Origin of the sequence: Paenibacillus sp. UNC496MF (genome assembly GCF_900113915.1) — a bacterium.
GTDB classification, from domain to species: domain Bacteria; phylum Bacillota; class Bacilli; order Paenibacillales; family Paenibacillaceae; genus Paenibacillus_Z; species Paenibacillus_Z artemisiicola.
Window position 1 is genome coordinate 87,780 of record NZ_FORE01000017.1, and the last position, 16,781, is coordinate 104,560.

At 64.4% G+C, this 16,781-nt stretch carries 14 protein-coding genes; 2 read left to right on the plus strand and 12 right to left on the minus strand.

Annotation, left to right across the window (positions count from 1 at the left end; genetic code table 11):
- Window positions 1–48: 48 nt before the first annotated feature.
- The 7 genes from BMZ79_RS27650 to BMZ79_RS27680 form a co-directional block, all read right to left on the minus strand.
- A complete protein-coding gene (locus tag BMZ79_RS27650; protein ID WP_090646780.1) occupies window positions 49–1,047 on the minus strand; it encodes a phosphotransferase enzyme family protein in 999 nt (332 codons plus the stop codon).
- A gap of 51 nt (window positions 1,048–1,098) precedes the next feature.
- Window positions 1,099–1,680 carry a hypothetical protein gene (locus tag BMZ79_RS27655; protein ID WP_090646783.1) on the minus strand — a complete coding sequence of 194 codons (582 nt, stop codon included), beginning with the start codon at window positions 1,678–1,680 and terminating at the stop codon, window positions 1,099–1,101.
- On the minus strand, window positions 1,677–2,177 hold the full coding sequence (locus BMZ79_RS27660) for a hypothetical protein (protein WP_090646786.1): 501 nt from the start codon (window positions 2,175–2,177) through the stop codon (window positions 1,677–1,679). Before BMZ79_RS27660 ends, BMZ79_RS27655 begins: the two co-directional genes overlap by 4 nt.
- 136 nt (window positions 2,178–2,313) lie before the next feature.
- Window positions 2,314–3,501, minus strand: a complete 1,188-nt coding sequence (locus BMZ79_RS27665) for a hypothetical protein (protein ID WP_090646788.1) — start codon at window positions 3,499–3,501, stop codon at window positions 2,314–2,316.
- Window positions 3,502–3,652: 151 nt separating this feature from the next.
- Complete coding sequence (locus BMZ79_RS27670) at window positions 3,653–4,249, minus strand: AAA family ATPase (RefSeq protein ID WP_256253177.1); 597 nt, start codon at window positions 4,247–4,249, stop codon at window positions 3,653–3,655.
- A gap of 372 nt (window positions 4,250–4,621) precedes the next feature.
- A complete protein-coding gene (gene eis / locus BMZ79_RS27675; protein ID WP_090646791.1) occupies window positions 4,622–5,812 on the minus strand; it encodes a GNAT family N-acetyltransferase in 1,191 nt (396 codons plus the stop codon).
- Window positions 5,813–5,890: 78 nt separating this feature from the next.
- A complete protein-coding gene (locus BMZ79_RS27680) occupies window positions 5,891–6,484 on the minus strand; it encodes a TetR/AcrR family transcriptional regulator (protein WP_090646793.1) in 594 nt (197 codons plus the stop codon).
- 229 nt (window positions 6,485–6,713) lie between these two features.
- On the opposite strand from BMZ79_RS27680, the gene BMZ79_RS27685 reads away from it, so the two are divergent.
- On the plus strand, window positions 6,714–8,210 hold the full coding sequence (locus BMZ79_RS27685; protein WP_371263810.1) for a DHA2 family efflux MFS transporter permease subunit: 1,497 nt from the start codon (window positions 6,714–6,716) through the stop codon (window positions 8,208–8,210).
- 148 nt (window positions 8,211–8,358) lie between these two features.
- On the opposite strand, the gene BMZ79_RS27690 is transcribed toward BMZ79_RS27685, so the two are convergent.
- Entirely contained in the window at window positions 8,359–9,141 is a 783-nt protein-coding gene (locus tag BMZ79_RS27690; protein WP_090647025.1) for an alpha/beta fold hydrolase, read from the minus strand.
- A gap of 127 nt (window positions 9,142–9,268) precedes the next feature.
- The gene (locus BMZ79_RS27695) at window positions 9,269–10,522 is read right to left on the minus strand and encodes an ATP-binding protein (protein WP_090646796.1); all 1,254 of its coding nucleotides are present in this window, start codon (window positions 10,520–10,522) and stop codon (window positions 9,269–9,271) included.
- 201 nt (window positions 10,523–10,723) lie between these two features.
- Between BMZ79_RS27695 and BMZ79_RS27700 the strand changes: the two genes are divergently transcribed.
- The gene (locus BMZ79_RS27700; protein ID WP_143089136.1) at window positions 10,724–11,119 is read left to right on the plus strand and encodes a hypothetical protein; all 396 of its coding nucleotides are present in this window, start codon (window positions 10,724–10,726) and stop codon (window positions 11,117–11,119) included.
- Window positions 11,120–11,224: 105 nt separating this feature from the next.
- Here BMZ79_RS27700 and BMZ79_RS27705 read toward each other — a convergent pair whose 3' ends face one another.
- The 3 genes from BMZ79_RS27705 to BMZ79_RS27715 form a co-directional block, all read right to left on the minus strand.
- Entirely contained in the window at window positions 11,225–12,055 is an 831-nt protein-coding gene (locus BMZ79_RS27705; RefSeq protein WP_090646801.1) for a phytanoyl-CoA dioxygenase family protein, read from the minus strand.
- 72 nt (window positions 12,056–12,127) lie between these two features.
- The gene (locus BMZ79_RS27710) at window positions 12,128–15,487 is read right to left on the minus strand and encodes a GH36-type glycosyl hydrolase domain-containing protein (RefSeq protein ID WP_090646804.1); all 3,360 of its coding nucleotides are present in this window, start codon (window positions 15,485–15,487) and stop codon (window positions 12,128–12,130) included.
- Between the two features lie 39 nt (window positions 15,488–15,526).
- Window positions 15,527–16,768 carry a glucoamylase family protein gene (locus BMZ79_RS27715; protein ID WP_090646806.1) on the minus strand — a complete coding sequence of 414 codons (1,242 nt, stop codon included), beginning with the start codon at window positions 16,766–16,768 and terminating at the stop codon, window positions 15,527–15,529.
- Window positions 16,769–16,781: the final 13 nt, after the last annotated feature.

A 16,781-nucleotide genomic window follows, 5' to 3' on the forward strand; every position in this document is an offset into this window, starting at 1 on the left:
CTGTCATGACTTTTGCCGCGCCGCTCCGGCAAGCCCGTAGAAGTCCGGTCAGAGCGGGTCCAATTGGTCGGCGAGCGTATCCCAATTCGCCTCGAGCCAGTGCATCTCCTCGACGAAGCGGGCCAGCAGCCCGCGCAGTTCGCCGTCGCGGCGCACCTCCGTGCGAAGCCACCAGCCGGATTCGATCACGTACAGCAGGCGCATCGCTCGGCTGAGCATCCCGCGCGGCGCTTCCGCATGCGCGCGGTACCCGTCCAGGAAAGCCCGGGCTTCCTCCTCGCGGATCCGGCCGTCCCGCAGCGTGCCCGACAGGAGCGCGCGGGCGACGTCGATCTCGGGATAGGCGACGTCCATCCGGTCGAAATCCACGATGCCGGCTACGCCGCGCGCATGCAGCACCAGGTTGTCGACCCACAGATCCCAGTGCAGCCAGCCTGTCCGGCTCGGCGCGAACAGCCCGAAATCCAGCGCGTCCACGATCGTCCGCGAACGCTCCAGCCAGGACAACACCGTCCCGTCCCCCGCCGCCTCCGCCGCGTCCCAATTCCGCTGCCATTCCCGCCGGTACGCCGCTTTGTCGGGCGTCCAGACGGGCACGGCCGCCGGCGCGCCGGCGTTCAGCCGGCGGTGCATGCGGCCGACCGCCGCGCCGAGCGCGGACAGCTGCGCGGCATTCATGCACCCCGCTTCGGCCGTTTGCCCCTCCACCCAATCGAGCGCGGCGAAGTGCAAGCCGGAAGGCGTCTCCTGCAAGCATTGCCCCTCGTGGACATAGACGCCCGGGCATGGAATGCCCGCGACGCTCAGCCCGTGCTGCAGCCGGAGGTTCCGTTCGATCCCCTTGCGCCGCTCCGGGTTCGCGTGCAGCTTGTAGCGCTCCGGATGATAATATTTGACGAACAGCGGCCCTCGGTCCGTGGTCATGCGCCACTTGACGTTGAGCCAGCCTTTGTCGATCGTGACGGCTTCCTGCGCGGTCAGCCCGAATCGGCGCTTCAGCTCTCCGGCGATTTCCTGCGCCAGCCTCTCGTTTTCGTTTTCGCTCATCCGCTGGCTCCTCCTTTCCTTGCCTTGCCGAGTGCGTACCGGTCGCGGACGCTACCTCAGCTTCGCCTCGTACACGAGCTTCCCGCTTGCGTCGAGTCCGAGAACGGATTGCCACTCGCCATTATTGCCGTTGTCGGCCTCCCACAGAAACAAAAACATCCGATCTTTGCCGATCGGCGCGTGCATCGACGCCATGTTGCCCGACTTCTTCCCGGTCATGACCAGCTCGATCGCCGCAATTCGGTCGTCGGACACGTAGCCATAGAACTTGAAGGCCATCAAGCGATCGTGCGTCGCCGATCCGCTCCAACTGTAGGTCAACGGTTTGGAGCGGTCGATTTCGACGCCGCCCACGCCGTCGCCCGGCACCCAGCCGCCGTGTCGGCGCTTCACGGTATCCGCGGAAAACCACGCCTTGTACGTCCCGAGGAACACGACCTGATCCTTGTCGAAGGGCGCCACGACCTTGCGCGCGACCGCGGTGGGGCCGTAATGGAAGCTCTTCTCCGAGAGGCGGTGCGCTTCCTCCGGCGTGCGGCTGCCCGTGTAGACGGGAAGCGTCCGGACGAACAGCCAGGCGAGCAGCAGGACGGCAGCCCACTCGGCGGCCGCGATTGCCGTGCGTCTCCTCATGCCTCCGCGCCTCCTTCGGCAAGCGGAATATCCAGCTCGGCTTTCCGGTCGTACAGCTCGTAGAACAGCGTCGCGCGGGTCGCCGGCGTCTTCGGCGCGTCGTACCATAAGTAGCCGCGCTGTCCGCCCGGAAAGCCGCTCGAGCCGGATTCATGATTCTCCAGCAGTTGGCCGTCCGGCAGCCGAAGCTTGAACGCGGTCGTCGGGAGCGACCAGCTATTTCGCGTGATTGTCGAACGGTACGTATACGTCACCAGAATATGCTCGTCATCGACGTATACCTCGTCGACGGTGAACGTGTCCTCGTCGATCGCCATCGGCCTTCCGACGGGAATACGCATGTATGTGCCGTCGGCGTGCACCGCTTCCATCGGGTCATTGATGCCGCGGCCGCGTTCCTGCGTCCACCGCTCGATATAATACGGCAGCAGCACCAAGGCCAGGAAGACAAGGAGCGTTCTTCGGACGATCGCGAGGACCCGCCGGGTTCGCTTCATTCGGCTCGCCGCCTTCCTTATTTTACCTGATCTAATAGACGCGATGAGCCCGGAAAGGTTGCGTGCCGCCGCGGCGGCGCGCGAAAAAGACAGCCGCTCCCGGCTGCCTCTCCGTTCCCTATTATATGCGCCCCGTTCAGGCGTCCGGTTCGACGCCGACGTAAACCGGGAGTCTCATTCCTTGCTGTTGGTCGAACGCGTCTTGCGGAACGAGCACGAGATGGAGGTCCGCCTTCCCGGCGCGCTCCCCGGTCAACATGATCCGGAACGTATGCATGCGCTGGTTCATCTGCGCCATCCATTCGCGCATAACCCCCAGCTTCGCGGCGTCGGACGGGTACAGGCTCAACAACCCGCCATCGGGGAATTCGAGTTCCGGAAACGCATACCGGTATCCGTTGATCGTCTTCCCGCCCGCCTCGAGCTCGAGCCTCTCCGGCTCGGCCGCGAACGCCTCCCGTTCATGGAACTGAACCGATCTCCGTTCGAGCATGCCCGCTCCCGCCGCGATCAGCCCCTCGTCGAGCGCCGGTTCCCAGAGGAGCACGGTCAGTCCGGTGAACGCTTGTCCTTGGCTTTGGAAGCCGAACGAAAGCTTGAACTCGCCGCCCGCTTCTCCCGTCGCGAAGGACTCCCGGCTCGTAAACGCCAGCTTCGGCCCATCGGGCGCCTCGATAAAGGCCGACGGGCTTACGAGGCTGCGAAAGCGGAGAACTCTCGACTCGGCATCGGCCGCACCCTCCGGTAGAACCTCCGCATCCGGCTCATGGCCCCGGAGCGCCGCGCCGGCGGGAATGGCCAACAGCTCCGCCGCCCGGGCGAGCGCATCTTCCGCGAACAGCTCCTCGATCTCCCATAGCTCCTTCAATCGTGCAGGCTCCACGCCCGGCGCGCATACCTCGGCCCATCTCGAAGGCAGCCCGTTCCGCTTCCGCTTGCGGCCCCCTTCCATCATCGCGTTGAAGGCGTCCAAATCGTTGACGATCGTATCGGCGGTTCCCCCGTTCCGATAGAGTCGCATCAGGAGCCAGTCGCTGTCATGCACGATGGAACCGACGGCCGGAACCCCCAATTGCGATATGGCCGTGCCGATGGCGTCCATGGCATTGACATCCTGCTCGTCGAGCCTCTGGTCGTAGATCGAAATCCATCGGTCGGACGCTGCCCGCAGCAGCAGCGAACGGTCCGCCGAAGCGGCATCGTCCGCGATCTCGTAGACGCCGTTAATGAGTCTATCAGTGATTGCCGTTTCAAGCTCGTCCAGCAGCGCCGAACGGTTTCTTCCCTCAGCCAGCACTTGAATATTGGCAATAAACGTCCCCATGCGCTATGCTCCTTTTCCATTCCGTCCCGCTCGCAATATTCGTAAGGTCGTTCTCTGCGCCCGTCATTCGTTAAGGGCCGCGACCGGCCGCCGCCGCTTTCCTTCCGTCCGGCGGCGGAGTCCGGTCCGGCTTGATGGCGGATCCGCGGAATCAGATCCGCGCCAAGACCCAGTCCCTGATCAGACCGGCCGCCTGCTCGGGCGTCCGGCCGGTCGTATCGACCGTCACCAAGGGCGGATCGAACGCGGTCTCGCCGTTGTCGAGCAGCCAGCGCGCGAAGTTCTTGTGATCCTCGACGAACGCGTCCGTCGTGCCGCGCCACGCGGGACGTCCGCGCAGGCGGGCTTCCCGCGCCAAGTCGTCGCAGTGCAGGTTCAGGTAGTGAACCTCCCGGAAGAACCGGTAATGGTCGCAGCGCTCGACGTCCCTGGGCATCTGGGTGCCGCACAGCACCGCGTGCCGCCCGCTCTGGCCGATCTGAAACGCGACCTTCAGCCAGTTGGACCGGGCTTGGTCCCAGTCCGCCGCGTGCATTTCGTCGGTGTCGAAGACGTCGCAGTCCGGCAGCGCCTTGCGGAGATGCTTCGCGACCGTCGTCTTGCCCGCCCCGCTCGTCCCCGTCACGATAAACAGCGGCACCATGCGGATCGGCTCCGCGTATTCGCATTCGGGACACACGCGCGTCCGCTCGTCCCGGTTCACCTTCGTCTCTACATATTCGCCGCATCCGTCGCATACGATCGGCATCCGGCAGCGCCCCTTTCGGATGGATGATTCGGAATTGGAAATGCCGCCCATCGCCAACCTTAGACGCTTCGGCCGGGCCAAAGTTGCGGCGGACGGCGGCGAGGCGCAGGCCGGTGCCGGCCGGCCAAACGAAAAGGCAGCCGAACCCTGCAATCGGGGGACGGCTGCCTTTTCGGCTGCGCTTGTTTCCCATGAACTCCGGCTGCCGCTTGCTTCCTGCTGCTCCCGGACGATTCCGCGGACGCCCCGCAATCCGGCATGACGCGCGCCAACTCATCGCCGACGGGCTCGAATCGTTCGTTCTCATAGGCTTCCGGCCACTCGATGGTCAACCCCTCCCCGGGGAACGTATCGCATCAAATAGAGAACGAATCAGAAGAAATCCAGCAGGAACGTCGTGCGCCGCGGGAGCGCCGCTTCCAGCCGCGCGACCAGCTCCGGCGACCCTTGGAGCCGGCCGATGCCGGCCATGAAGCCCGGCGTCTGGTAGCCGAGGAAGAGGGCCGCCAGCGTCTGGATCGAGCAGCTCAGCAGGCCTTCTTCGTCCGGCGCTTCCAGCCCGGCCAGCCGCGCGGCCTGCGCGCTCGTCCCGCCGCCGCCGAACTGCAGGCGGAAGATGCCCTGGTTCCACTCCGCGTGCGGATCCGTAATCCGCAGATGCAGCGGTTCGGCGTCCGGCCGCGGCGCGTAGGCATACCGGGCCAAGAACGCTTCCGCGTCCACGATGCGCGCCATGAAGTACGCGAGCTTCTCCTGCTTGATCGTCGGATCGTGCAGCAGGAACGGCAGCTGGTCGTCGCTCGGCGCCTTGACGACGATCTTCGCGATCATCGAATCGTGGTCCGCGATGAATTTCCACAAGCCCCGCCTCGCTTCCTCGTCGAGGAAGACGAGCTCGTGAATCGTCGCCGTCCGCTCTTTCACCTGGTAATGCACGTAGCCCCGCCGCTCGCCCCGCGCGTTCGCGTAGACGGCGACCGTGCCCTTCTTGGACTTGAAATGGCGCTTCGTCCACCAGTCCTCGTCCCGCTCCAGCATGCCGTTGAAGCGCTGCGCGTATTCGGCGTACAGCGGATTCAGCTGCTCCCAGTCGGACGCGATGCGGCGGACCGTGCCGCCTGCCGGCGCCTCGAACTTCGGCAGCTTGTCGGCGGGAATCTCGTAGCGCATGTAATCGACGTACGTCTCCCAGCCGAACCTGCGATAGAATTCGAACTTGAACGGCGCGAGGAACGAAAGCGTCTGCCCCTGCTCCCGCATCGTCTTCAGCGTCTGCCCGAGCAGCCGCGCGACCATGCCGTTGCGCCGGTATTCCGGCCACGTGGCCACGCCGGCGATGCCGCCCATCGCGAAGCGGCGTCCGTTCAGCCAGGTATGGAAGTTCAAGAGCTGCAGCTTGGCCGCGAGCCGGCCTTCCTCGAAGAAGCCCCAATGCTCGTCGGGATCCATCTTGCCGGCCTGCTCTTCTCTCTCCGCATCGGAGAGCTCGTACTGAAACGCGAACTCGGACAGCGTCACGCTTTCCGGAAGTTCCTCCCGGCGTAATTTGCGAATTTCGCTCATGCGATCACCTCATTATGGCAGAATACGGACTTACTTCGCCGCCGCCCGCCGAAAGACCTGCACGCCGCCCGGAATCGCTTACAGGTGATCGAATTGCCGCGCGTGCTTCCGCAGGAGCGTGAACTGCCCGGCGAGAAACTGCGGCGTATACGGGATGTCCTTGCGCAGCCAGGACACGATCGTGCCGATCAGCGCGGACGAGCCGTACCAGATCGCGATTTCCTTCTGAATGCCGGCCTTCTCGAGCGACGCGGCCATGCCCCCGCTTTCGATCTTGTCCGCCACCAGCTGGCCGAGCAGCTTCAGCAGCCGGTCCGTGAAGACCGGCGTCCGCTTCGAGGCGAGCACGAGCTTGTAAAACTTCGCCTGGCCGGCGATATGCTCCAGCAGCCGAACCAGCATCGGCCAGTCCGCTTCCGCGGATGCCGGGACGGCGGACGGCGTGCGCAGGATGGCCTCGAATTCCTCGATCATCTCGTCGGCCATCCGCTCCATCATGTCCGGGATGTCGCGGTAGTGCAGGTAGAAGGTCACGCGGTTGATCGTCGCCCGCTCCGCGATCCGGTTGACCGATATTTTCTCGACGTCCATTTCCTCGAGCAGTTCGATGAACGCGTCCCGAATAAGCTGGCGCGTCCGGAGAACGCGGGGATCCGTCGCCTTCTTTTCCATCCGCTTTCGCTCCTCTCCTTGTCCGGCGCGAACGACAATTTGCCCGCTTCCGTCGTATATTCCGCCGGTGCGCGACGATTCGGCGCCGAGTGTCGACTAATGAACGGTTTCGCCCGGAATCGTCGCTTGTCATCCGCCCCGTTCCGGCTATAATCTACGGTATACATTGTTGACTATACAACAGGTTGTAAATTAAATCTACGAGAGAGAAACGAAAGGATGGAGTAGGGTGAGCAAGCCGAACGAAACGAACGGCGGGGCGATTAAGAAAGGTCCGATTTTATTCATCATGATTCTGGGCGCTTTCCTCGCCACCTTGAACCAAACGGTCATGAGCGTCGCCGTGCCGGAATTGATGGGGGATTTCAACATTACGGCGGCGACGGCCCAATGGCTGACGACCGGGTACATGCTCGTGAACGGCGTGCTCGTGCCGATTACGGCTTATTTCATGCAGCGGTTCTCGACGCGCCAGCTGTTCCAGGCGTCCATGCTGATTTTCCTGGCCGGCACGATCGTGTCGGCGATCGCGTCGAGCTTCCCGGCGCTGCTGACGGGACGGATGATCCAGGCGGTGGGCGCCGGCATCATCATGCCGCTGCTGATGAACGTCATTCTGACGCTCTTCCCGCCCGAGAAGCGCGGCGCGGCGATGGGGATGGTCGGCTTCGCGATCATTTTCGCGCCGGCGATCGGCCCGACGCTGGCCGGCTACGTCCTCGAAAACTTCGCGTGGGAAACGATGTTTTACGGCATGATCCCGCTGGCCTTGATCGTCATCGTTTGCGGCTACGTTTATTTGCGGAACGTCTCGGAGCCGGTGCAGGCCAAGATCGACGTGCTCAGCGTGGCGCTGTCCACCGTCGGCTTCGGCGCCATGCTGTACGGCTTCAGCCGGGCCGGCGGCGAAGGCTGGTCGAGCGCGGAGGTCCTCGGCTCGATCGCCGGCGGCGTCCTCGCGATCGGGCTGTTCGCCTGGCGGCAGCTCGCCTCGCGCCGGCCGCTGCTCGACCTCCGGGCCTTCAAGTACAACATGTTCTCCTTGACGACCGTCATCAACATCGCGGTCACGATGGTCATGTACGCCGATATGATGCTGCTGCCGCTGTATCTGCAGAACGCCCGCGGCTACACCGCGCTGGAATCGGGCCTGCTGCTGCTGCCGGGCGCGCTCGTCATGGGCTTCCTGATGCCGGTGGCCGGCAGGCTGTTCGACCGGTTCGGGGCGAAATGGCTCGCCGTCATCGGCATGGCCATCACGATCGTCACCACGCTCGGCTTCATCGACTTGACGGATGCGACCAGCTATTCGTACCTCGTGCTCATGTCGACGGGCCGCCGGATCGGCATGGCGCTGCTGCTCATGCCGATCCAAACCGCGGGGCTCAATCAGCTCCCGTCCCGGCTTAACGCCCACGGCACCGCGATTTCCAATACGATCCGCCAGGTGGCCGGCGCCGTCGGCACGTCGCTGCTCGTCACGATCATGACGGACCGGACCAAGGCGCATCTGACCGACATGGCGGCCGCCGGGACGAAGGATTCCCAGGAGCATCTGATCGTGGAAGCGTCCATCCAGGGGATCAACGACGCGTACGTCGTCATCATCGGCATCGGCGTCCTCGCGCTGCTGCTTTCGTTCTTCATCTGCCGCACGGCGCAGGCGGTCGAGACGGAGCCCGCGAAGACGCAGCCGCTGGCCCGGGAAATCGCGCCGGAAGCGTAAGCCGCCCGGTCCGGCCGGTCAACCGCCCATCTCCGATTTAACGCGACGCGCAACGCAGACAGGCAGCCGGCTACTTGCCGGCTGCCTGTCGTCTTTTCCCCGATCATCCGCCTACGCGGTTCCCGCGCCGCGGCGCATCGCCGAAGCGTTACCCGACGAACTCCCGCATCAGCTGGTTGAACTTGTCGCGCTCGTCGTAAAACGAACCGTGGCCGCTGAACATGAACGGCACGAGCTGCGAATGGGGAATCTTCCGGTGCATCTCCTCCGCTTGGGCGTACGGAATAACCTGGTCGTGAATGCCGTGCACGATCAGCGTCGGCACCTGGATGCGCGACAGATCGGCGCTTAAATTAAAATCCCGCAGCATGACGATGACCGCGGCCGTCGACCAGCCGGCGGCCTCCATGCCCACCCGGTTGAACCAGTCCGAGAACGGCTTGGTGATGTACCTGAAGAAGAAGATGTCCGTCACGCCGAGCATCATGTTCGCCCGGTCGTTCAACGTTTGCTTCAGCAACCGGTCCGCCGTTTCGCGCGTGAATCCCGTCGGGGCCGCCGCGTCGATCAGCACGAGCTTCGACGCGCCGCCGCCATTGTACCGCGCGACGTACTTGATCGCGATCGCGCCGCCGGTCGAATGGCCGGCGAGGACGAAGTCCTTCAGCTGCAGCGCGACGACGACGGCGCGGATGTCGTCCGCGAGCCGTTCCAAATTATACCCGTCATACGGCCGGTCCGACTTGCCGAAGCCCCGCCAGTCGATGCCGATGCAGCGGTAGCCCATGCCGGGCAGCACGTCGAACTGGTATTCGAACTGCTCATGGCTGAGCGGCCAGCCATGTAGAAACACGATCGTCTTGCTTCCTGCCGGGTTGATGTCCTCCACGTAGAGCTTTACGCCCGGCTCCACCGTAACGTAGTATCCCACCGCCGATGCCTCCATGAATATAAAATCCGTTCCCGATAGGATACGCGCCCAGCGCCCAAACGTGAATGACGGCGGCGCGCCGCGGGCATACGGAAGGACGGCGGCAAAACAAGCCGGCGCATCCGCGCTATACGCTCGGAAGACTCGCGACCACCTCGGTCCCCTTGTTCTTCTCGCTGAAGACGCGCAGCGTGCCGCCGAACGACCGGATGATTTGGAAGCTCACCATCATCCCGAGCCCCGTCCCGCTCTTCTTGAGCGAATAGTACGGCGAGCCGAGCCGCTCGACCTCCTCCTTCGACATCCCCACGCCCTCGTCGCTGACGCGGATCTCGATGCGGGACTCGTCGACGGCGATGCAGGACGCCCGCACGGTGCCCCCGTCCGGCATCGCTTCGATCGCGTTCTTCATGATGTTGATGAGGAATTGGTTGAGCCGCTGGACGTTGCCGCTGATCATGCAGTCCGGTTCGATCGTCGTCTCGATCGTGACGTTTTTGCCGAGCGCGTAATTCTCGATCAGGCTCGCGGTTCGCCGCAGCTGCAGGCCGACGTCGACTTCCTCCCGGTTGTCCGAGACCGGCTTGCCGAGCAGCAAAAACTCGCGGATGATCTCGTTCGCCCGGTCCAATTCCTCGATCGACAGCCGGATGTACTGCGTCTTGGAGGCCGGCGGCAGCTCGGGAACGTCCAGCAGCTGGAGGAAGCCGCGGACGACCTGCATCGGGTTGCGGATCTCGTGCGCGAAGACGCCCGTCAAGTCGCCGATGAGCCGCAGCCGCTCGGCGTCCTGCAGCTCCTTGCGCATCGTATGGATCTCGGCCATCGTCTCGATCAGCCCGGTCATCGTCCACACGATGCCGACGACCAGGCTCAGGTGGAAGAGCTGCACGACGAAGGTTTGCGCCGTAACGCCCTGAATCAAGCTCGCGAAGAAAGACCCCGTGACGCAATAGAAGACCGCCAGCAGAACCGCGATGCGCAGCCGCTTGCCCTTGGCGGCCTGCTCGAACATCCGCTGCGCGTACAGCACCGCGGAGAAGCCGAACAGCAGCGCCAGCGAGGTGGTCCAGAAGCCCGGTCCGGCGCCGACGCCGTAGAAGCGGTAGAGCAGCACGAATAAGCCCAAGCAGAGACCCGCCCTGCGTCCGGCATAGAGCGTGCCCATCATGAGCGGAACGATGCGAAGGTCGAGATGGCTGCCGTTGCCGTAGATCACGGGAAACGACATGCAGAGGGCGATCGAGCTTCCCCATAATACGGCGAAGAGCAACGTTTGTTGTTTGATCGGGCCGATATGGCCGAGTACGTAAGCGAGATAGATGCCGAGAGGGAATCCGACCAGCGAAAGTTGAAGCAGGAAATCTTTTGTGATGTTCACGCGCGGCCGCCTTTCAAAATCCGATGGGATTCGATCCTACTTGAAAGTATTCGCGAACGAACGAAACTCTCCTGCCGCAAGGCGGGGCGGGAACCGATTTGAAAGATTCGGAGGCGGCCCGGCATAGCTTCCCTATGAACGGGCGATACTAGATCATAGAATGAATCTTTTCATAGACGGAATCTTAGGGGGATGGAAACGATGAATGGGCGCGGACCGGTCGATATGCAGGAGCTGTTCAGTTTTCTGGGAAGGGCGGGCGAGCAGGAGCCGCTGGTCGAGCTCGGCGTGGCGAGCGAGCGGCTGCGGCGCGCGTTCGCCGCGCACGAGGAGCGGCGGGAGGCGCTGGAGGCCGAGCTGCAGGAGGCGTCCGTGAACGCGCTCGTCGCGATCCGGCGGCAGTACAGCGCGCGGGTGCAGACGCTGCAGGAGGAGCACGACGCGATCTGGCGCGAGATCAAGGATTCGCTCGGCCTGCCGCGCGACATGAAGCTCGCGATGGATCCCGGCACGGGCAAGATCGCCGGCCGGGGCGGACGCCGCCCGAGCGCGCCGGCCGAGGTGATCCCGTTCCCGGGCCCGCTCGGGCGGCCTTGATCGACGCGCGCAAAGAAGCTGCCGGCAATGCCGGCAGCTTCTTCGCGCGCGTGGGGGCATGGGAGCGGCCGCGCGATCGGTGACCGCCGGACGCTTCGGCAGCGCTCAATCCGGCTGCGCGGCGGGGAACCCGATCTTCTCCTTACGCAACAGCCGCCTCGCTTTCTCGGAAAGCCCGTCGTATGTCTCCCGCGGAATGGCGATGCTTCCTTCCCTAGGTCCGTTGGCCGCGGCGGTGTAAATCAACGCCATATTCGTCCGCGGCCGATCCGACCGGTTAGGGGTGCCGCGATGCCACATCCGGTCGTCGCGAATCAGGATGGAGCCGGCCGGCATCGTCGCCTTGAACGAGAGCATATGCTCGGCGAGCCGCGACTTATCATGGGCGTTCGGGCCGTACCACCGGTCCGGATGCAGGTGCGTGCCGCCCGGCCACGCCTCCATCGGGCCGTTCTCCTCCGTCACGTCGACGAACGGATAATTGACGACGAGATGGGTGATCGGCAGATTGGAATGGCAGCGGTCGCCGAATCTCGCGCCCATATCGGCATGCACGTGCTGGGCCTGCGTCCCGCCCGGCATCGACGTGTTCGAGGCGAAATACGTGAGCAGGCAGTCCTCGCCCAAGATGCGGTCGACCACGTCGGTGACGAAGGGATGGGCGATCAGCGATTCATGGCAGAACGGCTGTTCGAAGGGCAGATGCAGGCCGATATGGTTCGTCCCGTCATGGAACCCGTCGCGCAGATTGAACCCGCGCTCCTCCATGAAGCCCTGAAGCAGCCCCTCCATGCGCGCGTACAACGCCTCCGTCCGCGCGCGGGGCAGCACCCCCTCGAACAGCACGAAGCCGTTCACTTCGATGAGCCGTACCGCCAATTCGATCGATTCCGGCGACAATCGGCCGGCGGCCAATTCTTCCGCGGTTACCTTCATGCGATTCCTCACCACCGTTTCCCTTAGATTTCGATTCAACCGCTTTGCGTGCGGTAACGCCCGTCCGAACCGCTACATCCATAGCTCGATCACATTGCCTTCTTCGCGAAGCGCATGGACAAGCAGCTCCCGGGCGACCCGCAGTCCCCCGCGACGATAGCGGTTCGCCGTCGGCGCGGCGGACAACTCGGTCCCGTTCACGGCGATTTTCCGTTCGCCGGCGTTTCCGAGGCGATAGACGAACTCCACCGGACGGTCCATGAAGCGATAGGCGAACCGCAGACCGTTCAAGGCGTCCGGCAGTACGGGATCGACGACCAGGTCCCCCTCCTCTTGGCGAATGCCCAGGCAATTCGAGACGAGCTGGTTCATGTAGATGCCCGGGCCGCTGGAGTAGATTCGCCAGCCGCCCTTCACCGGCACCCGGCCGTCCCGCAGTCCCTCGAACCCTTCCTGCGCCGCGTACCGGTCGTTGAACTTCCCGTCCGAGCTGCTGAAGTACGCGTTGCGTTGTCGCGGCTCCGCGTTCGGCACGACGCCGGACAGGCTGACCGGGTTGATCATCAGCAGCGCCTTCCAGGCTTCGTCGCCATAGCCGAGCTTGGCCGACGCTTCGACGAATCGGATATGGGCGTGGACGTACTGCAGCCCGATTTCGCGGCCGAAGTTGGCCGCTTGCTCCGCTCGCTTGAACCGCTTGCTGACGCCGCCCGCATACCGCGCCGGACGATCCATCAGCCGGACGCCGTCCGGAAAATACAGCTTCTCCTTGATCAGGGCGTAGTGCGCCTCCGCCTGCTCCTTCGTCAGCAGTTCGCCGATCATGCTCCGGGTCATCGGCAGCAGACGGTAGCGAATGCCCGTCGCCGTATCCTCCGGGTGAAGCATGGGTTCCGGCGTGCTCGGATCCTCCATGTACAAGAAGCCCGGAATGACGTCCTTGGCGAGCATGTACCGGTTAAAATCCAATCGAATCCCCTCGGCCAACGCTTGCAGCTCGGCGGACAAACCGGCGTCGTGCGGCTTGATCGCCGCCGCGAAGCCGCCGATCGCCTGATAAGTCAGCGCGACCGTCCAACTGCTCACCATGTACCGCTTCAGCATGGCGTTCGCCGGCTGCAGCGTGTCGTCCCAATCGCCGTCGCCGTACGCCGATAGATGCGTGCCGTGCACGAAGTGCCCGCGAATATAAGCGATTTCCTTCCGGACATGCGCTAACAGGCTCGCGTCAGCCTTCGTGAAGGCGAACGGCCCGCGCGCCATATAGGGAACCGGCTCCGCCAAAATGCCGAAGTCCCCCGTCGCCCGCAAATAATCGCCGAGCACCTTGAGCGGCCAGACGACGATATCGCCGTGGCTTTCGTCGGCCCGAATGCCCGCGTACCGGTCGAACATGAACCATTGCGGCCAATGGCCCGTGTCCTCGTACTGCTGCGCGTACACGCGCAGCAGGATCTCCCGGACCGTGCCATAGCGGTGCGCCGCCAGGAAATATTCGGCCGGTCCTTGGCAGACGTCCCGCGTTCCCCAGGCGGCGCCGCCGTACTGCTCCAGCCCGTGCGGCGCGGAGAAATGGACAAGCATGTTGTGCGCGTACCACCAAGCCAGCGTATTCATGCTTTCCACTTCGGCGGAGGCGCCGCCGTCCGAGGACAAGCGGAACCCGTTCAAAACCCTGCCGAGAAACGCGCGGTACCGCTCCTTCTCCTCGTCCGCCGACCGTTCCGCGAACGGCAGCGGCTGTCCGTGCAGCAAGCCTTGGACGGTCAGGCTCCAGGACGGGCTCGCGGACAGCGCCAGCACGGCGAGCGACGCCTCGCCCGGCTGCGCATCGTCGGCCAGCAGCCGTTCGTCGCCGACGTTCATGACGGCGCCCGTCACCCGCAGGCGATAGCGAAGCTCCGGGTACGCGGAGGCGCTGAGCGCGCCCGCCGCCGCCCGGAACGTCAGCGTGTCGCCCTCTTGAGCGACCGACGCGGGCAGCTCGTATTCGTTCGCGTTCATGATGGCCTGGTTCGTGACGAGACAAGGGTAAGCGATGCCGCTCTCCGATTCGAATCGCAGGCAAACCTCCGGCGTATCCGCGGACGCGAAGCACGTCACCAGGATGACGTCGTCCGCCAGCTTGTACCGCCAGCGGGCGTAATTGAAGCCCATCTCGAACAGCGAAGGCAGCGCGAGCAGCCGGTAGCGGCCCTCGAGCTCGACGTATATGCGCTGGCCCGATGCCTTCATGACGTTCAGGGCGCTGCGGGTATTGGACAGCAGCTTGTGGAACGTCGTATTCCCGACGGCGAGCTGCGAGTTGAACACGCCGTACATGTAAACGGTGGTCGTCAGCACCTCATCGCGCACACGGTCGTTGCCGCCGGTCATCAGGATGTGCCCGTGCGGGCGCTCCACCCGCAGCTCCTTCTCCTTCAGGACGACATGCTCGCGTCCCGGCGTGAAGAACGACAAGAGCTCGCCGCCGCCGTATTCTTCCTGCAGCCGCTCGGGATACAAGCCGGCGAGCTCCGCGTCCGTCAACGGCAGCGCGCGCAGCGGCGAAGCGATCGACGCCTTCCGCTTCGCCGCCTCCACGTCCTCTCCCGGCCCGAGCGGACGGTCGCCGGTCTGCCGCCATGCTTCGGCCACGTCCGCGCCGAACGCGAGCGCGTCCGCCGCTTCCGGATGATCGGCTCTCAGCAAGCCGTAAAAGACGACCCGGGCTTCGCCGTTCAGCCGGATACGCTCGGACTGCAGCGCGACGTAGGCGAATTCGTATTGGTAAATCTCGTTGGCCAGCGACGGCATCGCCAACCGGACGGGCACGTCGGTGTCCTTGTACGAGAGGCCGAAGAACTGGAAGCCGTCGGTCGAGTATCCTGCCGCGCCGGTTAGCGCGCCCTGCTGCAAATAGGGGAACTTGCCGCCCTGCGGCTGATTTTGGCGCGAGCAGACGACGTAGCCCTTCGCGGGATGGCGGAAGACGGAGTGCCCGATATACTGCGACACGTACGCCTCGTTGGAGCGGACCGCGCCCCGGTCGGCCAAGCCGACGTCCTGGCCGTAGATGACGTCGAGCTCGAGGCCGGCGTTGCCGGACAAGGCGACGTCCCAGAACCAGACGCCCTGCTCCGTCAGCCGGAACGTCACCCGGTAGGCCGCTCCCCACGCTTCGCCTTCCCACGCGAGCGCCCGCGCATGCCGGCGCAGTCTGCTGGCGGAACGAACGCCGAGCAGCGGCACGGCCTCGATCCCGTCCGCCGCGAACCGGCGGAGGAACAAATTGCTCAAGGCGCCGTCGAGCGGGTTGGCCAGCAGTTGGTTAATGAGCGTATGTTCGCCGTAAGCGGCCTCGTACAGGTCGCCGCTCCGCAGAAACGTGAACCGGAACGGCCCTTCTTGCACGTGAAGCTTGGAATCCGTCGTCTGAAGTATGATGCTCACCCTGCTCTCCTCTTTTTTGCCTTCTCTCTCTGCAACTTCTTACGCGATCGAACCGGCGCCGGAGACTGCATTCGATTCCGTTCCCAGGCACAGGTCCATGCCGAGGCGGGCCGGCGCAACTTGCATGAATTGGCGCCAAACGAAGCCGGTGCGATAATTCTCGATCATGAGCAGCGTGATGCCCTTGTCGATGCCGATGACGTCCTCGGCGTACCAGGCCGGCGTCTCGTCCAGATTGAACGCGTCTTTAAAGCCGTAAGGTCCCCACAGCTCCGGGTGGTTCTCGTAATAATGGCGCAGCGCGGCGATCGATTCCCGCGGCGTGAAGACGATCGAACCCGCGGCCCCGCAAGGCGGAATCGTGCCGTCCGCATAGTCCCGCTTCGTCGTGTTCGGATCGGCGCCGTAGCCGCCGCTGTACCCGCGCGGGCCGTCGCAGGCGGTAAGCCCCCACGCGTTCGGGCCGAACGTCTTCGAGCGGTCGGCGCGGTCGATGCAGAACTGCCGGTTCGCGAGCGTCGCCCGCACCGAATTCTCATGCCAATCCACCCCGTAACGGTCGCGCCGGCCGCGGAAGTCGAACCAGGCATGCGAGAACTGATAGACGAACAGCGCGCCGCCCGTGCTGTGGATGACCGGCCCGTGCCCGCCGTAATAGCCTACGTACCGCACGAAATCGTCGAACATCGAAGCCGGCACGGGATGCGTCGGCGACGCGGCGCCCAGGAAGTACATCATGAACTGCTCCGCGTAATGGTCCCACGCGCCGAAGTGTTCGCCTTTCTCGTCGTTGTAGCCCATATAGAATTGATTCGTCTCCGGATCGCGGTACCAATCCCACTCCACGCGCTCGTAGATCGCTTGCGCCAGCCGCTTGGCCTCGCCGCCGAAATATTCGCCGGCCGTCAGCGCGCCGCAGATGCAGATGGCCGTATCGATCACGGACGCCTCGCAGCCGCGGTACTGCTTCGCCGTATCCATGTCGAGGAAGTGGAAGAAGAAGCCGTGCCGATGCTCGGCATTGCTCCAGCAGGTACGAAGGGTACCGACCGCGCGCGCATCGGCTTCCTCGCGCGAGATCCATTCCCGCTCGGCGCCGATCGCAAGCGCGGTCAGGCCGTAGCCGACGGAGGCGATGCTCGCCATCTCCGGCCGGCCGGGCGCCCGGTCGCGGATCAGCCCGTAGCCCGGGCTGCCGGGATCCGTGTTCGCCTGCTCCCAAAAAAATTGAAAACTTCGTTTGCTCTCCAGTTCGAGCAAGGTATCGTCCGATAGGGCCACGCTCGTTCTCTCC